General features: G+C 61.2%; 18 protein-coding genes and 2 tRNA genes. 14 read left to right on the forward strand and 6 right to left on the reverse strand.

Features of this window, described 5'->3' with window-relative positions; all coding sequences use genetic code 11:
- Nucleotides 1-252: 252 nt before the first annotated feature.
- A complete protein-coding gene (rsgA, locus tag P2T68_RS04045) occupies nucleotides 253-1,284 on the reverse strand; it encodes a small ribosomal subunit biogenesis GTPase RsgA (protein ID WP_024073073.1) in 1,032 nt (343 codons plus the stop codon).
- A 108-nt stretch (nucleotides 1,285-1,392) separates the two neighbouring features.
- Between rsgA and orn the strand changes: the two genes are divergently transcribed.
- Both orn and P2T68_RS04055 read left to right on the forward strand, forming a co-directional pair.
- Complete coding sequence (gene orn, locus P2T68_RS04050) at nucleotides 1,393-1,935, forward strand: oligoribonuclease (RefSeq protein ID WP_024073074.1); 543 nt, start codon at nucleotides 1,393-1,395, stop codon at nucleotides 1,933-1,935.
- Nucleotides 1,936-2,114: 179 nt separating this feature from the next.
- Entirely contained in the window at nucleotides 2,115-2,729 is a 615-nt protein-coding gene (locus P2T68_RS04055; RefSeq protein WP_012721908.1) for a trimeric intracellular cation channel family protein, read from the forward strand.
- Here the strand turns inward: P2T68_RS04055 and queG are convergent.
- Nucleotides 2,708-3,790, reverse strand: a complete 1,083-nt coding sequence (queG, locus tag P2T68_RS04060; protein WP_024073075.1) for a tRNA epoxyqueuosine(34) reductase QueG — start codon at nucleotides 3,788-3,790, stop codon at nucleotides 2,708-2,710. The genes P2T68_RS04055 and queG overlap by 22 nt on opposite strands.
- Before the next feature lie 63 nt (nucleotides 3,791-3,853).
- On the opposite strand from queG, the gene P2T68_RS04065 reads away from it, so the two are divergent.
- The 12 genes from P2T68_RS04065 (at nucleotide 3,854) to P2T68_RS04120 (ending at nucleotide 18,200) form a co-directional block, all read left to right on the forward strand.
- Nucleotides 3,854-4,714 carry an NAD(P)H-hydrate dehydratase gene (locus P2T68_RS04065; protein WP_024073076.1) on the forward strand — a complete coding sequence of 287 codons (861 nt, stop codon included), beginning with the start codon at nucleotides 3,854-3,856 and terminating at the stop codon, nucleotides 4,712-4,714.
- Nucleotides 4,702-5,172, forward strand: a complete 471-nt coding sequence (gene tsaE, locus P2T68_RS04070; RefSeq protein ID WP_024073077.1) for a tRNA (adenosine(37)-N6)-threonylcarbamoyltransferase complex ATPase subunit type 1 TsaE — start codon at nucleotides 4,702-4,704, stop codon at nucleotides 5,170-5,172. The genes P2T68_RS04065 and tsaE overlap by 13 nt, the downstream gene beginning before the upstream one ends.
- Nucleotides 5,173-5,187: 15 nt before the next feature.
- Nucleotides 5,188-6,609, forward strand: coding sequence for an N-acetylmuramoyl-L-alanine amidase (locus tag P2T68_RS04075; protein ID WP_034105712.1), 1,422 nt, complete (start codon nucleotides 5,188-5,190; stop codon nucleotides 6,607-6,609).
- Nucleotides 6,609-8,522 carry a DNA mismatch repair endonuclease MutL gene (mutL, locus tag P2T68_RS04080; protein ID WP_150053710.1) on the forward strand — a complete coding sequence of 638 codons (1,914 nt, stop codon included), beginning with the start codon at nucleotides 6,609-6,611 and terminating at the stop codon, nucleotides 8,520-8,522. The genes P2T68_RS04075 and mutL overlap by 1 nt, the downstream gene beginning before the upstream one ends.
- Nucleotides 8,522-9,493 carry a tRNA (adenosine(37)-N6)-dimethylallyltransferase MiaA gene (gene miaA, locus P2T68_RS04085; protein ID WP_069075151.1) on the forward strand — a complete coding sequence of 324 codons (972 nt, stop codon included), beginning with the start codon at nucleotides 8,522-8,524 and terminating at the stop codon, nucleotides 9,491-9,493. Before mutL ends, miaA begins: the two co-directional genes overlap by 1 nt.
- 94 nt (nucleotides 9,494-9,587) lie before the next feature.
- Nucleotides 9,588-9,848 carry an RNA chaperone Hfq gene (gene hfq / locus P2T68_RS04090; RefSeq protein WP_003171355.1) on the forward strand — a complete coding sequence of 87 codons (261 nt, stop codon included), beginning with the start codon at nucleotides 9,588-9,590 and terminating at the stop codon, nucleotides 9,846-9,848.
- A 12-nt stretch (nucleotides 9,849-9,860) separates the two neighbouring features.
- Nucleotides 9,861-11,162 carry a ribosome rescue GTPase HflX gene (hflX, locus tag P2T68_RS04095; protein ID WP_024073081.1) on the forward strand — a complete coding sequence of 434 codons (1,302 nt, stop codon included), beginning with the start codon at nucleotides 9,861-9,863 and terminating at the stop codon, nucleotides 11,160-11,162.
- A 96-nt stretch (nucleotides 11,163-11,258) separates the two neighbouring features.
- On the forward strand, nucleotides 11,259-12,434 hold the full coding sequence (hflK, locus tag P2T68_RS04100; protein WP_024073082.1) for an FtsH protease activity modulator HflK: 1,176 nt from the start codon (nucleotides 11,259-11,261) through the stop codon (nucleotides 12,432-12,434).
- On the forward strand, nucleotides 12,434-13,300 hold the full coding sequence (gene hflC, locus P2T68_RS04105) for a protease modulator HflC (RefSeq protein WP_010213607.1): 867 nt from the start codon (nucleotides 12,434-12,436) through the stop codon (nucleotides 13,298-13,300). Before hflK ends, hflC begins: the two co-directional genes overlap by 1 nt.
- Before the next feature lie 294 nt (nucleotides 13,301-13,594).
- A complete protein-coding gene (locus tag P2T68_RS04110) occupies nucleotides 13,595-14,782 on the forward strand; it encodes an ATP phosphoribosyltransferase regulatory subunit (protein WP_024073083.1) in 1,188 nt (395 codons plus the stop codon).
- A gap of 54 nt (nucleotides 14,783-14,836) precedes the next feature.
- Nucleotides 14,837-16,126 (forward strand): adenylosuccinate synthase, encoded by a 1,290-nt coding sequence (locus P2T68_RS04115; RefSeq protein WP_024073084.1) that lies wholly within the window; start codon nucleotides 14,837-14,839, stop codon nucleotides 16,124-16,126.
- 139 nt (nucleotides 16,127-16,265) lie between these two features.
- Nucleotides 16,266-18,200, forward strand: coding sequence for a methyl-accepting chemotaxis protein (locus P2T68_RS04120; protein WP_024073085.1), 1,935 nt, complete (start codon nucleotides 16,266-16,268; stop codon nucleotides 18,198-18,200).
- 75 nt (nucleotides 18,201-18,275) lie between these two features.
- Here P2T68_RS04120 and P2T68_RS04125 read toward each other — a convergent pair whose 3' ends face one another.
- The 4 genes from P2T68_RS04125 to P2T68_RS04140 all read right to left on the reverse strand — a co-directional run bounded on the left by P2T68_RS04125 (nucleotide 18,276) and on the right by P2T68_RS04140 (nucleotide 21,363).
- Entirely contained in the window at nucleotides 18,276-19,841 is a 1,566-nt protein-coding gene (locus tag P2T68_RS04125) for an iron ABC transporter permease (RefSeq protein WP_277379086.1), read from the reverse strand.
- Nucleotides 19,841-20,866 carry an iron ABC transporter substrate-binding protein gene (locus tag P2T68_RS04130; RefSeq protein WP_024073087.1) on the reverse strand — a complete coding sequence of 342 codons (1,026 nt, stop codon included), beginning with the start codon at nucleotides 20,864-20,866 and terminating at the stop codon, nucleotides 19,841-19,843. The genes P2T68_RS04125 and P2T68_RS04130 overlap by 1 nt, the downstream gene beginning before the upstream one ends.
- Nucleotides 20,867-21,010: 144 nt before the next feature.
- Nucleotides 21,011-21,097: transfer RNA gene (locus tag P2T68_RS04135), tRNA-Leu, on the reverse strand.
- 179 nt (nucleotides 21,098-21,276) lie between these two features.
- A tRNA-Leu gene (locus tag P2T68_RS04140) sits at nucleotides 21,277-21,363 on the reverse strand.
- Nucleotides 21,364-21,391: the final 28 nt, after the last annotated feature.

Below are 21,391 nucleotides of genomic sequence, written 5' to 3' on the forward strand. Positions count from 1 at the left end.
AGCCTGTTGTGGGGGAGGGTGCGGGCTTGTTGTGGGATGCGGGCGTGCCCTGATGCCTGTCAGTTAAGGCGGAACACTGTAACTGTGGCGAGCGGGCTTGCCCCGCGTTGGGCTGCGAAGCAGCCCCAGAACCCGCCGCAGAGGAGTGCCTGATACTCCGCATTCCGATTGATTGGGGCCGCTTCGCAACCCAACGCGGGGCAAGCCCGCTCACCACGACAGGCTTGCTCGCCAGATATTGCGTGGGGTGGTCTAGTAACTGCTTTCGGGCAAGCTCGCAATAATCGACCGATAGCTGTTCATCCGCTGCTGCTGCACGCGGCCATCCTCCAGCGCCTTGAGCAAGGCGCAACCGGGTTCGCGGTCGTGTTTGCAATCGCGGAAGCGGCAAGTGCCGATCAGGTCGTTGAATTCGATAAAGCCGGCTTCTACATCGCTGCGGCTGACGTGGCCGAGGCCGAATTCTCGAATACCTGGGGAGTCGATCAGCTCACCGCCACCGGGGAAGTGGAACAATCGCGCGGTGGTGGTGGTGTGGGTGCCCTGGCCGGACAGTTCCGACAGCGGGCCGACACGGGTGTCGACTTCCGGTAGCAGGCTGTTGACCAGCGACGACTTGCCCACGCCGGACTGGCCGACAAACACGCTGATACGCCCATTCAGCTGCTGTTGCAGCTGTTCCATGCCGTTGCCGTGATGCGCCGAGACTTCCAGCACCGGGTAACCCAGGGTGCGGTAGACCGCCAGCAACGCATTGAGCGCCGGAGCGTTCTGCTCGTCGATCAGGTCGAATTTGTTCAGCAGCAGCAACGGACGAATGCCGGCATGTTCGGCCGCCACCAGGTAGCGGTCGATCAGGTTGGCATGAGGCTCGGGCAGCGGCGCGAACACGATCACGATCATGTCGACGTTGGCCGCTACCGGCTTGAGCTGGCCACGGCTGTCGGGGCGACGCAATTCGGTGGTACGTGGCAACTGGGCGACGATCACGCCGATACCCTGGTTGCCGGCACGCCAGACCACTTTGTCGCCAGTGACCAGTGCCGGCAGGTTGGCGCGCAGGTGGCAACGGGAAACCGAACCTGCGAATTCGCCCTCCAGCGCCTCGACTTCGACCTGCACACCAAAGTGTGCGATCACCAGGCCGGTTTGTTCGGGGCCCAGGTCGCCGCCCTCGAGCGCTTCCACGGCGGAGGATTCACGTTTGGCGGCGCGAGCGGCGCGTTCACCTTGAATCTTTTCGATGCGCCAGTTTTGGCGACGATTGAGCTGGCGTTTGGCCATTGGTGTTCCGTGTCGATAATGCGAAGGTTGGGTAAAACGGTCGCGAGTCTAGCACGCCCCTGCCTGCTAAACTGCGCAGCTACGCCAAGGTGCCAAGAGAATCAAGCCATGCAAAACCCACAAAACCTGATTTGGATCGATCTGGAAATGACCGGTCTGAACCCCGACACCGACGTCATCATCGAGATGGCGACCATTGTCACCGACAGCAACCTCAACACCTTGGCCGAAGGTCCGGTGATCGCCATCCACCACAGCGATGCCGTACTCGCCACCATGGACGAGTGGAATACTCGTACCCACGGCAACTCGGGTCTGACCCAGCGCGTGCGTGACAGCCGCATCAGCATGGCGGAGGCTGAGGCCGAAACCATCGCTTTCCTGGAGCAGTGGGTGCCGAAGGGCAAGTCGCCGATCTGCGGCAATAGCATCTGCCAGGACCGTCGCTTCCTTTATACCCATATGAAGGCGCTGGAAAGCTACTTCCACTACCGCAACCTGGATGTGTCGACCCTCAAGGAGCTGGCGGCACGCTGGGCGCCGGAAGTCAAAGACAGCTTCCATAAAGGCAGCACCCACCTGGCGCTGGATGATATTCGCGAGTCGATCGCCGAGCTGCAGCATTACCGCAAGCATTTCATCAAGGCTTGAATTCCTTCAAGGGTGAGCCGGTTTTTTGTGGCGAGCGGGCTTGTCCCGCGTTGGGCTGCGAAGCAGCCCTAATACTGCCAACACACCTCTCCAAACAGATATCATTGCCGGCTTTGGGGCTGCTGCGCAGCCCAACGCGGGGCTAGCCCGCTCGCCACAGTTTTGCAAGGATCGCCCTCATGCTGCTGATGCTCTACCTCATCGCCATCACTGCCGAAGCCATGACCGGTGCGCTGTCGGCTGGGCGGCGGGGCATGGACTGGTTTGGCGTCGTGCTGATCGCCTGTGTGACGGCGCTGGGTGGCGGTTCGGTGCGCGATGTATTGCTCGGTCACTACCCGCTGACGTGGGTCAAGCACCCGGAGTACCTGGTGCTGACCTCGGTTGCCGCGTTGGTGACGATCTTTATCGCGCCGCTGATGCGCCACCTGCGGTCGCTGTTCCTGGCGCTGGATGCGGTGGGGCTGGTGGCCTTCACCCTGATCGGCTGCATGACCGCCCTGGAAATGGGCCACGGCATGTTGGTGGCTTCAGTCAGCGGCGTGATCACCGGGGTTTTTGGCGGCATTCTGCGGGATATCTTCTGTAACGATATCCCGCTCATCTTTCGTCGCGAGCTGTACGCCAGTGTGTCGTTCCTCGCCGCTTGGTTCTACCTGCTGTGCCTCTACCTGGAGCTGCCCAGTGAACAAGCGATTCTGCTGACGTTGTTCAGCGGCTTTCTGCTGCGGTTGCTGGCCATCCGTTTTCACTGGGAAATGCCCAAGTTCGTCTATAACGACGACGTGCATTGACGCTCGGCGTGCTGCTTGAGTGCCCACTCCACATGTTCACGCACCAGCTCCGAGGGGTAATCGCGGCGCGCCTTCAAGGCTTCCAGCACCGGAATGCTCGACGGCGCATTACCCAGGCCCACCGCCAGGTTGCGCAGCCAGCGCTCATAGCCGGCGCGGCGCAACGGTGAACCTTCGGTGCTGCTCAGGAATGTGTCCTCGTCCCACATAAACAGTTCGGCCAGCTCTGCGTTGTCCAGATTGTGCCGTGGCTTGAAATCGCCTTCCGTGGTGGGGCGCGCGAAACGATTCCACGGGCAAACGATCTGACAATCATCGCAGCCGAATACCCGGTTGCCGATCAGTGGGCGCAAGTCTTCTGGGATGGCGCTCTTGAGTTCGATGGTCAGGTAGGAAATGCAGCGCCGGGCATCCAGCACGTAAGGGCCGACGAAGGCGTTGGTGGGGCAGATGTCCAGGCACGCGGTGCAGCGGCCGCAGTGTTCGGTGCTGTGCGGCGGATCAACCGGCAATGGCAGGTCGACAAACAGTTCGCTTAGGAAGAAATAACTGCCGGCCTTGCGATTGAGTACAAGGGTATTTTTGCCGATCCAGCCCAGGCCAGCCTGTTCGGCGATGGCTTTTTCCAGCACCGGTGCGCTGTCGACAAAGGCGCGAAAGCCAAATGGGCCGATCTGTGCCTGAATACGGTCAGCCAATTGTTGGACGCGTTTGCGGATCAGCTTGTGGTAGTCGCGGCCGAGGGCGTAGCGCGAGATGTAGGCTTTTTCCGGTTTGGCCAGCAGTTGTGCCATCTGGGTATCGCCGGGCAGGTAATCCATGCGTAGCGAGACCACGCGCAAGGTGCCGGGCACCAGTTCGTCCGGGTGGGATCGCTTGCTGCCATGGGCGCCCATGTACTCCATCTCGCCGTGGTAACCCGCGTCGAGCCAGCGTTGCAGGTGTTGTTCATGCTCGGCCAGGTCGAGGCCGCTGATGCCGACTTGTTGGAAGCCCAGCTCGCGGCCCCAGTCTTTGATCGATTGGGCGAGGGCGGGCAGGTCGTAGGTAATAGCAGGCATGAGACACGGGAAACCACGGGTTAGATGGGTATAATTCTGCCAGACATCGGAGCTTGAAGACGCATGCCGCAGACAAAACACGCAATAACCGACGTTCAGCCCCTGTTGCCCGGCCATTTGCCGCAACTGGCTGCACGTTCTCCGGACGCCCATAAGGGCCAGTTCGGCCACCTGCTGGTCATCGGTGGCGACCACGGCTTTGGCGGCGCCGCGTTGCTGAGCAGCGAAAGCGCCTTGCGCAGCGGTGCCGGCATGGTTTCCCTGGCGACTCGCGTCGAGCATGTGCCGGCTGCCTTGGCGCGCTTGCCCGAAGTCATGACCGTTGGGGTGAGTTCGGCCAACCAACTGATGGGCTTGCTGGAAAAAATCTCGGTCATCGTCATTGGTCCGGGCCTGGGCGGTGCCGCCTGGGGCAAAAGCCTGTTATCGGTCGCCGCCAACGCCAAACAGCCACAAGTCTGGGATGCCGATGCCTTGAATCAGCTGGCGACCGGCCGCGTAGCGCTTCCGGCTGACTGCGTGATCACCCCGCATCCCGGCGAAGCGGCGCGTTTGTTGGGGATATCGACAGCCGAGGTTCAGGCGGATCGTCTTAAGGTGGCGCGCGCGTTGAGTCAGAAATTCAATGCAGTGGCTATCCTCAAGGGGGCTGGCAGTTTGATCGCCAGCCCGGATGGGCGCGTTTCCCGGTGTGACCAGGGCCACCCGGCCATGGCGACGGCCGGGCTCGGCGATGTGTTGGCCGGTCTGGTGGGCGCACTGCTTGCCCAGGGGATGCCAGCCTTTGACGCCAGTTGCCTGGCCGTGTGGTTGCACGCGACGGCGGGAGATCGCCAGGGCACCTTGGGTCGCGGGTTGGCTGCCAGTGACCTGATACCTGCCATTCGTCAATTGTTGGAGGAGCAGTCGCCGTGCCTGAAGTAAACCGTTTCCTGGCCGATGAAGAGGCCATGGTGCAGTTCGGCCATTGCCTAGCACGGGTCACGAAAGGCGCGGGGCTGATCTTTCTCGAAGGTGACCTGGGGGCGGGCAAGACCACGCTGTCCCGGGGGATTATTCGCGGGTTGGGCCACGAGGGGGCGGTGAAAAGTCCGACCTTTACCCTGGTCGAACCTTATGAGATCGGGGCGATAAGAGCCTTCCACTTCGATCTCTATCGCCTGGTGGACCCTGAAGAGCTGGAGTACATGGGCATCCGTGACTACTTCGACGAAGATGCGTTGTGCCTGATCGAGTGGCCAGATAAAGGCACAGGCTTTTTGCCAAAGCCGGACCTGACCATTACCATTACGCCGCATGAGCATGGACGTCTGCTGAAGTTGTTGCCCCAGAGCGCGCGCGGTGAGTCGTGGTGCGCCGCTCTGGCATTGGAATTCAAATAATTGGTGGGGTTAGGTATGCGCTTTCGCGCGTTGGTTGCTGTCGTAGGGGTGTTGCTTGCGGCAATGACTGTCAATGCTCTGGCTGCTTCACAGGTGAAGAGTGTTCGCCTGTGGCGAGCGCCGGATAACACGCGACTGGTGTTCGACCTGTCTGGCCCTGTCCAGCACAGCGTCTTTACCCTGACGGCGCCTGATCGCCTGGTGATCGATATCAACGGTGCGACCCTGGCCGCGCCGTTGAAAGTCTCCACCGCCAATACGCCGATTACCGCCATGCGCTCGGCCCAACGTACGCCGACCGACCTGCGTGTAGTGATCGACCTGAAAAAGGTCGTGACCCCGAAAAGCTTCTCCCTGGCACCCAACGCCCAGTACGGCAACCGGCTGGTGGTCGACCTGTTCGACAATGCCGCCGATGCTGCACCGCCGCCTGCGCCGACGCCGAGCGTGGCGACCGTGCCGGCGGTGCCGGTCAATCCGTCGCAACCACAGGTTAAATTGCCACCGCCACCTCCTGCCCCGGCGGGCAAGCGCGACATTATTGTCGTGATCGATGCCGGCCATGGCGGTGAAGACCCGGGCGCCTCCGGTTCACGCGGCCAGCATGAAAAAGACGTGGTACTGGCTATCGCCCGCGAGTTGCAGCGCCAGGTCAACGGCATGAAAGGCTATCGCGCCGAGCTGACCCGTACCGGCGACTACTTCATCCCGCTGCGCGGTCGTACCGAAATCGCCCGCAAGAAAGGCGCCGACCTGTTCGTGTCGATCCACGCCGATGCCGCACCTTCGGCTGCCGCCTTCGGCGCCTCGGTGTTTGCCCTGTCGGATCGCGGCGCCACCTCCGAGACCGCCCGCTGGCTGGCCGACAGTGAAAACCGCTCCGACTTGATCGGTGGGGCCGGTAACGTGTCCCTCGATGACAAGGACAAGATGCTCGCCGGTGTGCTGCTCGACCTGTCGATGACCGCTTCATTGACCTCCAGCCTGAACGTCGGCCAGAAAGTCCTGAGCAACATCGGCCGCGTGACCTCGCTGCACAAGCAGCGTGTGGAGCAGGCCGGATTCATGGTGCTGAAGTCGCCGGATATTCCATCGATCCTGGTGGAAACCGGGTTCATCTCCAACTCCAACGAAGCCTCCAAGCTGGCCAGCGCCAGCCACCAGCAGGCGTTGGCACGCTCCATCAGTGCCGGCGTGCGTCAGTTCTTCCAGCAGAACCCGCCACCGGGCACCTACATCGCCTGGCTGCGCGACTCCGGGAAAATCGCCCAGGGCCCGCGTGACCATCGCGTGCAGCCTGGCGACACCCTGGCCATGCTGGCTGTCCGCTTCCAGGTGTCGGCCGCGACCTTGCGCAGCGCCAACAACCTGAAGACCGATGAGTTGAAAGTCGGCCAGGTGTTGACCATCCCTGGCACTGAATTGGCGGCACAGTAATGAGTGAATCAATCTTGCACAGCGGATCGCGCATCGAGCTGCTCAGCCCACGCCTTGCCAACCAGATTGCCGCGGGTGAGGTGGTCGAGCGGCCCGCCTCGGTTATCAAGGAACTGCTGGAAAACAGCATCGATTCCGGCGCCAAGCGCATCGATGTCGACGTGGAGCAGGGCGGTGTCAAGCTGCTGCGGGTTCGTGACGATGGCAGCGGTATCTCCGCGGACGACCTGCCGCTGGCCCTGGCCCGTCACGCCACCAGCAAGATTCGTGACCTGGAAGACCTTGAGCGGGTGATGAGCCTGGGCTTTCGCGGTGAGGCCCTGGCCTCCATCAGCTCCGTGGCCCGCCTGACCCTGACTTCCCGCACCCGCAGCGCCGACCAGGCCTGGCAGGTGGAAACCGAAGGCCGCGACATGGCGCCTCGGGTCCAGCCGGCGGCGCACCCGGTGGGCACCTCGGTAGAGGTGCGCGACCTGTTCTTCAACACTCCGGCGCGGCGCAAATTCCTCAAGGCTGAAAAAACCGAATTCGATCACCTGCAAGAAGTCATCAAGCGCCTGGCCCTGGCGCGTTTCGACGTGGCGTTTCATTTGCGTCACAACGGCAAGACCATCCTCAGCCTGCACGAAGCCAATGACGACGCTGCACGTGCTCGCCGGGTAGCGGCGGTGTGCGGCGCGGGGTTCCTGGAGCAGGCGTTGCCGATTGAAATCGAACGCAATGGCCTGCGCCTGTGGGGTTGGGTGGGGTTGCCGACCTTCTCCCGCAGCCAGGCGGACTTGCAGTATTTCTTTGTGAACGGTCGGGCCGTACGCGACAAACTGGTGGCCCACGCGGTGCGCCAGGCCTATCGCGATGTGCTGTTCAATGGGCGGCACCCGACCTTTGTGCTGTTTTTCGAGGTCGACCCTGCGGTGGTCGACGTCAATGTGCATCCGACTAAACACGAAGTGCGTTTCCGTGACGGCCGCATGGTGCATGACTTCCTCTACGGCACCTTGCACCGCGCCCTGGGCGATGTGCGCCCGGATGACCAGTTGTCGGCACCGATTGTCACGGCGGTGGTCCGGCCCAGCGGCCCGCAAGCCGGTGAGTTCGGCCCCCAGGAGGAAATGAGCCTGGCGGGTAACCTGTTGCAATCGCCGCAACCGCAGCCGACTTATTCGGCACCGGGTTCCGGTTCCGGGGCGGGATACCAGTATCAATACACCCCACGTCCGCAATCGGCCGTGCCGGTGGCCGAGGCCCAGGCGGCCTACCGTGAGTTCTTTGCGCCGCTGCCGGGGGCTGAGCCTGGTGCGGTCGCCTTGCCGGAAGGCGGGGGGGATATTCCTCCGCTGGGCTACGCATTGGCACAGCTCAAAGGCATCTACATCCTCGCGGAAAATGCCCATGGCCTGGTGCTGGTCGACATGCACGCCGCCCATGAGCGGATCATGTACGAACGCTTGAAGATCGCCATGGCCAGCGAAGGCCTCAGTGGCCAGCCGCTGTTGGTGCCGGAGTCTCTGGCAGTCAGCCAGCGCGAGGCCGATTGCGCCGAAGAACACCACAGCGTGTTCCAGAAACTGGGCTTCGAATTGCAGCGCCTGGGCCCGGAAACCCTGGCGATCCGCCAGATTCCCGCGCTGCTCAAGCAGGCCGAGGCCAACCGGCTGGTAGCCGATGTACTGGCAGACCTGATGGAGTACGGCACCAGTGATCGTATCCAGGCACACATCAACGAACTGCTCGGCACCATGGCCTGCCACGGCGCTATCCGCGCCAATCGCCGCCTGGCCTTGCCGGAAATGAACGGCCTGCTGCGCGACATGGAAAATACCGAGCGCAGTGGCCAGTGCAATCATGGCCGACCGACCTGGACCCAGATGGGCCTGGACGACCTGGACAAACTGTTCTTGCGCGGTCGTTGATGAGTGCCTTGCCCCCCGCGATCTTCCTGATGGGCCCGACGGCCGCAGGCAAGACCGACCTGGCCATCGAGCTGACCAAGGTGCTGCCCTGCGAGCTGATCAGTGTTGACTCTGCGCTGGTTTATCGGGGCATGGACATCGGCACCGCCAAGCCTTCCAAGCAGATGCTGGCGCAATATCCGCACCGATTGATCGACATCATCGACCCGGCCGAGAGCTATTCCGCCGCGGATTTTCGCGCTGATGCGCTGGCGGCGATGGCCGATATCACTGCGCGCGGCAATATCCCACTGCTGGTGGGCGGCACGATGCTCTACTACAAGGCATTGCAGGAAGGGTTGGCCGATATGCCGCCCGCCGACGCCCAGGTGCGCGCGGAGCTTGAGGAGCAGGCTGCACGCCTTGGCTGGCAAGCCCTGCATGATCAGTTGGCGGCTGTCGATCCGGTGTCCGCCGCTCGTATTCACCCCAATGACCCTCAGCGGCTCAGTCGGGCCCTGGAAGTCTGGCGTGTGAGCGGCCAGACCATGACCGAGCATCGGCAGCGACAATCTGCGCAAAGTGCTGACGCAGGCGCATCGGGGCAGTCACAATTGCCCTATACTGTGGCGAATCTGGCCATCGCTCCGGCAAATCGCCAGGTGCTGCATGAACGAATTGCACAAAGATTCACAATTATGTTGGAACAGGGGTTTGTGGAGGAGGTCGTAGCACTGCGTTCAAGAGGTGACCTGCATCCAGGGTTGCCTTCGATACGTGCAGTAGGCTACCGCCAAGTCTGGGATCATCTGGATGGCAAGCTGACGTCAGCTGAGATGCAGGAGCGCGGCATCATTGCCACGCGCCAATTGGCGAAGCGCCAGTTCACCTGGCTGCGCAGCTGGAGCGATTTGCACTGGTTGGACAGCCTGGACAGCGACAATCTGTCACGCGCCTTGAAATACCTGGGAACGGTCTCCATATTGAGCTGAGTCCTTGCAATTGCCGTCTATCCTTGGGGGTGTGACGGCCATAAGCTATCTATTTTCCGATTTTTTATTATTGATCCTTAAAGGAGTGCGGCACATGTCAAAAGGGCATTCGCTACAAGACCCTTACTTGAATACTTTACGTAAAGAGAAAGTGGGGGTTTCCATCTATCTGGTCAACGGTATCAAGCTGCAAGGCACGATCGAGTCGTTCGACCAGTTCGTGATCCTGCTGAAAAACACCGTCAGCCAGATGGTTTACAAGCACGCTATCTCGACAGTGGTTCCAGTTCGTCCAATCCGTCTGCCTAGCGCAGCGGGTGATGATGCAGCTGACGCTGAGCCAGGTAACGCCTGATAGGAGTCTCCTTTGTTCTTTGAGCGCCACGGTGGTGGTGAACGAGTGATCCTCGTTCACTTGGATGGACAGGACCCTGAGGCGCGCGAAGATCCGCAGGAGTTTCAGGAGTTGGCAAATTCGGCCGGCGCCGAGACCGTTGCGTTTTTTAACGTGCCGCGTCATCGGCCAACCGCCAAATTCCTGATTGGCAGCGGCAAGGTCGAGGAACTGCGCGACCTGGTCCATGCTCAAGAAGCCGATCTGGTGATCTTCAATCACATCCTCACGCCCAGTCAGGAACGTAACCTCGAACGTGTCTTCGAGTGTCGCGTGATCGACCGCACCGGCCTGATCCTCGATATTTTCGCCCAACGCGCCCGTACCCATGAAGGCAAGCTCCAGGTTGAACTGGCCCAGCTTGATCACATGAGTACCCGACTGGTGCGTGGCTGGACTCACCTTGAGCGCCAGGGTGGCGGTATCGGCATGCGTGGCCCGGGTGAGACCCAGCTCGAAACCGACCGGCGTCTGTTGCGGGTTCGCCTGCGCCAGATCAAGGGCCGGCTGGAAAAAGTCCGCAGCCAGCGCGAGCAGTCGCGACGTGGCCGTTCTCGGGCCGATATCCCTACCGTTTCCCTGGTGGGCTATACCAACGCCGGTAAATCCACGCTGTTCAACAACGTGACGAAATCGGACGTGTACGCGGCCGACCAACTGTTCGCGACCCTCGACCCGACCCTGCGTCGCCTGGAATTGGCTGACCTGGGGCCGATTGTCCTGGCCGATACCGTGGGTTTCATTCGTCACCTGCCCCACAAGCTGGTCGAGGCATTTCGGTCTACGCTCGAGGAATCGAGCAATTCCGACCTGTTGTTGCACGTGATCGATGCGGCCGAACCGGATCGCATGCTGCAGATTGAACAGGTGATGGTGGTGCTGGGCGAGATTGGCGCCCAGGACTTGCCGATCCTCGAGGTCTATAACAAACTCGATTTGCTTGAAGGCGTTGAGCCACAAATCCAACGCGATGAAGATGGCAAGCCCCAGCGGGTCTGGCTGTCGGCACGTGATGGCAGTGGCCTGGAATTACTTGAACAAGCCATTGCCGAGTTGCTGGGCAACGATTTGTTTGTCGGCACCTTGCGCTTGCCGCAACGTTTTGCTCGACTGCGTGCACAGTTTTTCGAATTGGGCGCGGTACAGAAAGAAGAACACGACGAAGAAGGGGTCAGCTTGCTGGCCGTTCGATTGCCGCGCTCGGAACTCAATCGGCTGGTCAGCCGCGAGGGTGTCGTACCGACCGAGTTCATCGAACAACACACTTTGCAATAAAAGCCTGAGAAAGCGGTTGTGCCGCGGTAGCAGGCATTCTGTAGCATTGGTCGGCGCGCCGTGGGTGCGTCTTTGCTTTATCAGATGGAGAGCGCTATGGCTTGGAATGAGCCGGGTGGCAACTCGAATAATCAGGATCCTTGGGGTGGAAAGCGCCGCAATAATGGCGACCGCAAGGGGCCACCGGATCTCGACGAGGCCTTCCGAAAGCTGCAGGAAAGCCTGAATGGGTTGTTCGGTGGTGGGAAAAAACGTGGTGGTGACGAAGGCGGTCGCCCAAGCAAGGGTGGCGGCTACGGCCTGCTGGGCCTGGGTCTTGTCGTGCTGGCGGCCGTATGGCTGTACAGCGCGGTCTACGTGGTGGACGAGCAGGAACAGGCCGTGGTGCTGCGTTTCGGCAAGTACTACGAGACAGTCGGCCCTGGCCTGAACATCTACTTCCCGCCGATCGACAAGAAGTACATGGAGAACGTCACGCGTGAGCGTGCCTACACCAAGCAGGGCCAGATGCTGACCGAAGACGAGAACATCGTCGAAGTGCCGCTGACCGTGCAGTACAAGATCAGCAACCTGCAGGACTTCGTGCTGAACGTCGATCAGCCGGAAATCAGCCTGCAACACGCGACCGAAAGCGCGCTGCGCCACGTGGTGGGTTCGACCGCCATGGACCAGGTGCTGACCGAAGGTCGTGAATTGATGGCCAGCGAGATCAAGGAGCGCCTGCAACGGTTCCTCGACACCTATCGCACCGGTATCACCGTGACCCAGGTGAACGTACAGAGCGCAGCGGCACCGCGCGAAGTGCAGGAAGCCTTTGATGACGTGATCCGCGCCCGTGAAGACGAGCAGCGTTCGCGCAACCAGGCTGAAACCTACGCCAACGGCGTCGTGCCGGAAGCTCGCGGTCAGGCCCAGCGCATCCTCGAGGATGCGAACGGTTACCGCGACGAAGTGGTCTCCCGTGCCAAGGGTGAGGCGGATCGCTTTACCAAGCTGGTCGCCGAGTACCGCAAGGCCCCGGAAGTCACGCGTGAACGTCTGTACCTGGACACCATGCAGGAAGTCTTCAGCAACACCAGCAAGGTTCTCGTGACCGGCAGCAAGGGTGGGCAGAACAACCTGCTGTACCTGCCGCTGGACAAGATGATCGAAGGTGGTCGTAGTAGCACCAGCGCGCCGTCCACCGGTTCCAATGCTGCTGCCAACGAAGCGAGCGCCCGTGCGGCCGCTGACTTGCTGCAACAGCAAACACGTACCAGGGAGAGTCGTTGATGAGCAATAAATCGCTGACCGCCCTGATTGTGGGCGTCGTCGTGGTCATCGCTGCCTGGAACTGCTTCTACATCGTGGCTCAGACCGAGCGTGCGGTGCTACTGCAATTCGGTCGCGTGGTTCAGGCGGATGTCCAGCCGGGCCTGCATGTGAAAGTCCCCTACGTCAATCAGGTGCGCAAGTTCGACGCGCGCCTGATGACCCTGGATGCTCCCACACAGCGCTTCCTGACCCTGGAAAAGAAAGCCGTGATGGTAGACGCCTACGCCAAGTGGCGCGTCAAGGATGCCGAGCGCTTCTACACCGCGACCTCCGGCCTCAAGCAGATTGCCGACGAGCGTTTGTCGCGCCGCCTGGAATCGGGCCTGCGTGACCAGTTTGGTAAACGCACCCTGCACGAGGTGGTATCCGGTGAACGTGATGCGCTGATGGCGGATATCACCCGTTCGCTGAACACGATGGCAGAAAAAGAGCTGGGCATTGAAGTTGTCGATGTTCGGGTCAAGGCCATCGACCTGCCGAAGGAAGTCAACCGCAGCGTGTTCGAGCGGATGAGCACAGAGCGTGAGCGTGAGGCTCGTGAGCACCGTGCCAAGGGTAACGAGTTGGCTGAAGGTATCCGTGCGGATGCCGACCGTCAGCGTCGCGTACTATTGGCAGAGGCCTATCGTGAGTCTGAAGAGGCCCGTGGTGATGGCGATGCTCAAGCGGCGGCGATCTACGCCAAGGCTTACGGCCAGGACCAGGAGTTCTACGCGTTCTACCGCAGCCTGCGTGCCTACCGTGAAAGCTTCGCGAACAAAACCGACGTCATGGTGCTGGACCCAAGCAGCGACTTCTTCCGCTACCTGGAAAAGTCCAAGTAACCAGCCTGTGATTCTGCAGGGCTCACTTCCGTCGGGCGGCTAAAACGCCTGGCGGGGTGATCCTTTCAGAAAACGGGTGTATGATGCGGCAGCCGGGAAATTCCCGGCTTTTTTGCGTCTGCATGTTTGATTCGGCAGGCGTGACAGGTTTTTCGAGGAAAGTGCCCGACGAGGCCGCTTGCAGGTCGTTCGTCACGTCGCTCTTGCGCGTGGTTTATGCAGGGGGCGGGTATTTTCTGCTTCACTCAAGGCTCGGCCGAGGGCTGGCCGCCCGGATCATAGGGGAATGGCGTAATGGCAACGGTAGACCGCTGGCTGCTGCCAGATGGCATCGAAGAAGTACTGCCACCAGAAGCTGCGCGCATTGAAGTAGCGCGTCGCCAGGTGTTGGATCTGTTCCAGAGCTGGGGTTACGAGTTTGTCGTGACCCCCCATATCGAGTACCTGGAATCCCTGCTGACCGGCGCGGGCCAGGACTTGGATCTGCGCACCTTCAAGGTTATCGATCCGCAATCGGGCCGGCAGATGGGCTTTCGTGCCGACATCACGCCGCAAGTGGCGCGCATCGATGCGCACACCCTGCGCCGCGAAGGCCCGAGCCGCCTGTGCTACGCCGGCAGCGTGCTGCATGCTCAACCGCGTGCCTTGTCGTCTTCCCGTAGCCCGATCCAGTTGGGCGCCGAGTTGTATGGCGACGCCAGCCCGAGCAGTGACGTGGAAGTGATCAGCTTGATGCTGGCCATGTTGCAACTGGCTGACGTGCCGGATGTCCACATGGACCTGGGTCACGTCGGCATCTATCGTGGCCTGGCCCGTGCGGCCGGTTTGTCCGGCGAAGTCGAGCAACAGTTGTTCGATGCCCTGCAGCGCAAGGCCATCGATGAAGTCATCGCCCTCACCGAGGGTGTGCCTGCCGATCTGGCCGGCATGCTGCGTGCGCTGGTTGGCCTGTGCGGCGGCCGTGAAGTACTGGCGGCTGCGCGTGAACGCCTGGCCCATGCGCCAGCGCCGGTATTGGCTGCGCTGGATGATGTGGTCGCCATTGCCGACCAGCTGTCGGCGCGGTTCCCGCAGGTGCCGTTGTACTTTGATCTGGGCGAGTTGCGTGGCTATCACTACCACACCGGCGTGGTGTTCGCGGTGTTTGTGCCGGGTGTTGGCCAGGCCATCGCCCAGGGTGGTCGCTACGACGACATCGGCGCCGACTTCGGTCGTGCGCGTCCGGCCACTGGCTTTTCCACTGATTTGAAAACCCTGGTGACCCTGGGGCGTGCTGAGGTCGAGCTGCCGTCTGGTGGCATTTGGATGCCCGACAGTACGGACGCAGCACTCTGGCAGCAGGTTTGCCAGTTGCGCAGTGAGGGTCAGCGTGTCGTTCAGGCCTTGCCTGGGCAGCCATTGGCCGCCGCCCGTGAAGCGGACTGCGACCGGCAATTGATTCTGCAGAACGGGCTTTGGCAAGTATCGCCACTGGCTTCTTGAGTTTTCCTGCCGGCCATCGCCGGCACCAAGTTTGCGCGAATGAGGACAAGTGTTATGGGTAAGAATGTCGTAGTCCTGGGCACCCAATGGGGTGATGAGGGCAAAGGCAAGATCGTTGATCTGCTGACCGAACATGCTGCCGCCGTAGTGCGCTACCAAGGCGGCCACAATGCTGGCCACACCCTGGTCATCGATGGCGAAAAAACCGTCTTGCACCTGATCCCATCGGGCGTACTGCGTGAAGGCGTGCAGTGCCTGATTGGCAACGGCGTGGTGGTTGCACCGGATGCCTTGCTGCGCGAGATCACCAAGCTGGAAGAGAAAGGCGTGCCAGTGCGCGAGCGCCTGCGTATCAGCCCTTCTTGCCCGCTGATCCTGTCTTTCCACGTAGCGCTGGACCAGGCTCGTGAAAAGGCCCGTGGCGAGCTGAAGATCGGTACTACCGGTCGCGGCATCGGCCCGGCCTACGAAGACAAAGTTGCACGTCGTGGCCTGCGTGTGGGCGACCTGCTCAACATGCCGCGTTTTGAAGACAAGCTGCGTGAGCTGGTGGATTACCACAACTTCATGCTGGTGGGTTACTACAAAGAGCCGGCCATCGAATTCGACAAGACCCTGGCCGAATGCAAGGAATACGCGGAGCTGCTCAAGCCGCTGATGCTGGACGTGACTGCCGAGTTGCATGACCTGCGTCGCGCGGGCAAAGACATCATGTTCGAAGGCGCCCAAGGTTCGCTGCTGGACATCGACCATGGTACCTACCCGTACGTGACCAGCTCCAACACCACCGCTGGCGGCGTTGCCACCGGTTCGGGTGTTGGCCCTATGTTCCTGGACTACATCCTGGGCATCACCAAGGCTTACACCACTCGCGTAGGTTCGGGTCCATTCCCGACTGAACTGTTCGACGCAGTAGGGGCGCACCTGGCGAAGCAAGGTCACGAGTTCGGTGCGACCACCGGCCGTGCCCGTCGTTGTGGTTGGTTCGACGCCGTTATCCTGCGTCGTGCTATCGATGTGAACAGCATCTCGGGCATCTGCCTGACCAAGCTGGACGTGCTCGACGGCCTGGAAACCATCAACATCTGCGTCGGCTACAAAGATGCAGAGGGTCAGGACGTTGCTCCGACGGATGCTGACAGCTACGTGGGCCTGCAGCCTGTGTACGAAGAGGTGCCAGGCTGGGCCGAATCGACCGTGGGTGCCAAGACCCTGGAAGAGCTGCCAGCCAACGCTCGAGCCTACATCAAGCGCGTTGAAGAGCTGATCGGCGCACCGATCGACATTATTTCGACGGGCCCGGACCGCAACGAAACCATCGTTTTGCGTCATCCGTTCGCTTAATAAGTTATTGATGTAAAAAGCAAAGGGCTCCTTCGGGAGCCCTTTGTCGTTTCAGTTCGCCAAGCGGCACGACCCTTGCTGTGTTTCTTTCTTTCGCGGTGCTATCAAATTAATGGCACCCGTGGTGGAGGGATTCCCGATGTCTGCCGTTCTCTCATTGTTACAAAGCCGTCTGTTGCGGCCGGTGTTCGTTACCCTAGGTATCGCTCTTTTGGTGCAAGTGCTGGTGGCGGTCGCTCTGACCCGGAGCACGGTCACGGCACTTGAAGCTGATTTGGGCAGTCGCCTGGGCGTCGATAGTCAGAAGCTCTCTGGCGAACTGGCGCAGGCCGGCAAGGAAGTCACATCCAGCCTGGACAGCTTGTCCAGCAGTACCCGTCAGCGTCTGACCGCCGGGCTTTCCGAGCGCCTGCAGGCAGAACAGAAGCAATTGCGGGCGACCCTGGAAAAAGACCTGCAAGACTCCGCCAATGATATGGCGCAACTGCTGGCCTCGGTGGCGCCCCGCGCCATGTGGGACAGTGATGTGCCCACGTTGTCTGAGTTTGCCCGGCGTGCCCAGCGCAATCCCAACGTGTTGTTCGTGGTCTACGACGACGCCGCCGGTGAGCATTTGACTCGCTACCTGAACCGCGAAAACCCGATCAACCAGGTGTTGCTGGCAAAGGGCGCAGGTGATCGCGCGCTGGATAAAGTGCTGGATGCGGCCAAGACCGACCCTTCTGTGTACTACGTCGAAGCGTCCATCAGCCCCAATGGTGTCGAGATTGGCAAAGTGCGCATGGGGGTTTCGACGGCATCGGTAGAAGCCGACCTGCAGGCGTTGGACAAGCGTTTTGCCGCCTTGATTGCCAGCGGTGATCAGTTGGTCGGCGATAGCCTCAAAGGGGCGGCAGCAGACAGCGCGACTGCCATGGGCGCGCGCCTGCAATCGGCGCAAACCACCGCCACCCAAATGACCGCCAATACCACCAGCGCTGTGCAGGAAGCCGCCGGCACCTTGCGCTGGCGCATCGGCATGGGGCTCGCAGGGGTTGGCTTTGGCGTGTTGCTGCTGATCGCCGTGGTGCTTGGGCGCCGTGTGGTCAATCGCCTGAAGTTGCTGATTGCGGCCATGGATGACCTGGCGGCGGGCGAGGGCGACCTGACCAAGCGCGTGCAGATCAATAGCCAGGACGAAATCGGCGACATGGCCTCGGCGGTCAATCGCTTTGTGGATAAGTTGCAGCCCATCGTGCGTGAGGCGGGTGATGTGGCTCAGCGGACCGGCGTGGAGATCGGTGCCATGACCTTGCGCAATGCCGGTGCCGATGCGGCCGCTGGCCTGCAGCGTGATGAGGTGGCCGAGAGCTTGCGCGCACTCTCGCAAATGGCTGATGAAGCCCAGGCCGAGAGCCATGCGATGCAGGCAGCGTTGCAGCAGGTGGTGGATATTCGTCAGGCCACCGATGAGAACGCGCGTACCTCGGCTGAAGTGGGGAGCCTGATTGAAGCGCTGGCGGGGCAGGTCGAGGCGGGGTCCAAGGTGATCGAGCGACTGGCGCAGCAAAGTGAGCAGATCGAGGTGGTGCTGACCGTGATTCACGGCATTGCCGAGCAAACCAACCTGCTTGCCCTGAACGCCGCGATCGAAGCGGCACGCGCCGGTGAGACGGGCCGTGGCTTCGCCGTGGTGGCGGATGAGGTGCGGGCGCTGGCCAGCAAGACCCAAAGCTCTACCGGCGATATCCAGGCGCATATCGTGGCGCTGCAGCAGGGCGCGCGTGAGGCGGTGGAAACCATAGGCAAGGCCGGGCGCCAGGCCAGCGAAGGGTTGCTGGTGCTGCGCGACAGCGTGCGCTTGCAGCAGACCGTGCAGGCTTCGGTGGAGCAGGTGCATGCCGCGATCGGCCTGGCCACGCGCGCAGCCGAGCATCAGGCCCAGGGTGCCCATGCAGTGCGGGGGCGGGTCGAGGTGATCCATGCCCAGGCCGAACGTGCGGCGCAGGCGGTGGTGGAGACGACGGCCAGTGGTAAGGTGCTGGATGGTTTGGCGGCGCAGTTGAAGGCGAGCCTGGGGCAGTTTCGGGCTTAGCCTCGCCTGGACTGGCCCCCTCCCACGGGTTGAAATGCATTCAAATGTGGGAGGGGGCTTGCCCAGATAGCGGTTTCAGCGACTCAGATACATCCGTGTCGTCAGCAAATACACCGGCAACCCCGACACCAATATCAACAGCGCCGCATAAGGCGCCGCCGCCGCGAATTCCACATTCGAGGTATGCGCCCACACCGCCGTCGCCAAGGTATTCAGCCCGGTTGGGCTGAGCAGCAACGTCGCCGTCAATTCCTTCATTGCGTCCAGGAACACCAGCGCAAACGCCGCGCCCAATGCCGGGAAGATAATCGGCAAGGTTACCCGGCAAAACGCGCTGAACGATGACGCGCCCAGTGTGCGCGCGGCTTCTTCCAGTTGTGGCGCGGCTTTGTTCAAGGCGGTACGAACCGGCGCCTGGGCCAGCGGCAAAAACAGTAGCGCATAGGCAATCAGCAACAGCGCTGATGTCTGGTACAGCACTGGCACGTAATGCAGGGCGAAATACACCAGGGTCAGCGCAATCACCAGGCCGGGCAGGGCGTGCAGCAAGTACGGCAGGCGTTCGGCCCAGATCGCCAGTTGGCCCTTGTAGCGCACCACCAGCAACCCCACCGGCACGGCCAGCACCAGGCACAGCGCCGCGCCACCCAGCGACAGCGCCAGGGACGATAGCAGCGCCTCACTGATCTCGGCCACCGGGAACGCCGCCGACGAGCCCACCGCCAGCCAGTAACCCAGCATGCCCAGGGGAATGCCGCTGCCGATGATTGCCAGCGCAAGGCAATAGACTTGGCCCAAGAGCGCCCACCTGCCCAGGCGAACCTGTTCGGCATGCCGCGCAGCCCCTTGGCCGATGCGTACGTGTCGGCCCTTGCCGCGCACGCGCAGCTCCAGCCACAGCAGGGTGAGGCACATCACCAGCAGCACCGCCGATAACATCGCGGCGTTGGCATTGCTGAACTCCAGTTCGAACTGCTGGTAGATCGCCGTGGTAAAGGTCTGCAGGCCGATGATCGACAGTGCGCCGAATTCCACCAGCATATGCAACGCGATCAACAGCGCCCCGGCCAGCAGGGACGGCCACAGCAGGGGCAGGGTAATGCGAAAGAATACTCCCCAGCGATTGAGCCCCAGGGTGCGGGCTGATTCCTCCAGGGACGGGTCCAGATTGCGCAGGGTCGCCGCCACCGGTAGGAACACCAGCGGGTACTTGGACAGGGTCATGACCAGGATCGCCCCGCCGAGTCCTTCGAAGTTGGCGCTCAGCGACACCCAGGTGAAGCTGCTGACAAACGCCGGTACCGCAAACGGCAGGCACAGAATCACGCCCCAGATGCGTCGCCCTGGCAAGTTGCTGCGCTCCAGCAGCCAGGCCAGGGACAAGCCGATCACACCACACGCCAGCGTTACCCCGACCATCAAGGCGAGGGTATTGCGCAACAAGCCAAAGACGTAGGGCCGCCATAGCAGATGCAGCGCCTGCGCCCATCCCGCTTGCCAGGCTTTGAGCCCGACGTAGGCCAGCGGCAACAGGCTCAAGCCCACCAGGAGCAGTACGGGCAGCAACAGCCAGATCGACGGGCGCTTGCGCCGTGGGCTGAACCCCCCGTGTACCACGGGGGCGGGTGGCGATGGGTTCATCAGTTCAGGCCAACGTCACGTTCCAGCTCGAGGGCTTCTTCGGCGTTGCCCAAGTCAGCCGGGGTGACTTTCGGCGGTTGCAGTTCGCTGAAAGGCTTGAGGCCACGATTGGATTGCATGCCCTTGCGCAGCGGGTATTCGGCCGAGGTGTTGGTGATTACACGCTGGCCTTCTTCGCTGGCCATGAATGCCAGCAGTTGCTGGGCCTCTTTGGGATGCTTGCTGGATTTCAGTGCCGCCGCCGAGGAGACCGTGATCAGGCCGCCGGCATCGCCATCGGTGAAGTAGTGCAGTTGGGAGTCCAGGTTGGTTTTTTCCTTCTTCAGGGCAAACCAGTAGTAGTTGTTGACCAGTACGGTGGCGACTTCGCCATTTTCCACGGCTTTGAGGGCAACCATGTTGTTGCTGTACACCTTGCCGAACGCGCGCAGGCCGGTCAGCCATTCTTCGGCGGCTTCGCGACCGTGCAGCTTGATGATTGCCACGGCTTGTTCCTGGAAGGCGCCGCTGGTTGGTACAAAGCCGACCTTGCCTTGCCACTCGGGGCCGGCGAAATCCAGAACCGATTTGGGCAGGTCTTTTTCGGCGATCAGTTTCGGGTTGAAGGCCACGACGCGGGTGCGTGCGGTCACGCCCATCCAGTCGCCGTTGCTGCCCACATAGTCCTTGGGCAATACATTCAGGGTGCTGGCATCGATCTTGGCCAGCAGGCCTTGTTCGCCGAGTTTGTTCAGTGGCGGCGATTCTTCGGTGTAAATCACGTCGGCAGGGGAGCGGTCACCTTCTTCCACGACCTGGCTGGCCAGCTGGTTGCTGCTGCCTTTGCGTACGTTGACGTGAATGCCGGTCTTGGCTTCGAAGGCCTTGGCGAGTTCATCGCCGACCTCTTTGTGTTGGCCGTTGTACAAGGTCAGGGAGACTTTATCGGCGCAATAGGCGGCAGGCGAAAGCAGGGCGAGTCCGAGTAGAGTGAGGGTCATGCCACGCAGAAGGGATGTTTTGAGACGGGTATCGCGGATCATCATCCAGGGTTTTCCTCGCTTGTGTGCAACAAATCATTGCAAGGATAAACGATAAAACTTCTCAAGTGCGGATGAGGGGCAAATAGCTGGGGAAGTTTTCAAGCCCCGGAAACGAAAAAACCCGCTTTCGCGGGTTTGATCTGAATTTGGTGCCCAGGAGAAGACTCGAACTTCCACGACCTTGCGATCACCAGCACCTGAAGCTGGCGTGTCTACCAATTTCACCACCTGGGCATTCTCAAGCAGCGTTGCCGCTGTTGATGGGGCGAACTATACGGCGGGCTTTTTGATCTGTAAACCCCTGATTCGAAAAATATAAATCAAAATTCTCGTTAAAAATCAAAGGCCTGAAACGCAAAAACCCGCTTTCGCGGGTTTTTGGAGACTCAAGGTTGAAATCTTGAGTTTGAAATTGGTGCCCAGGAGAAGACTCGAACTTCCACGACCTTGCGATCACCAGCACCTGAAGCTGGCGTGTCTACCAATTTCACCACCTGGGCAGCATCAACAACGTTGCCGTCGTCGATG

The sequence above is a fragment of the Pseudomonas sp. G11 genome (assembly GCF_029457515.1).
Taxonomy (GTDB): domain Bacteria; phylum Pseudomonadota; class Gammaproteobacteria; order Pseudomonadales; family Pseudomonadaceae; genus Aquipseudomonas; species Aquipseudomonas gorinensis.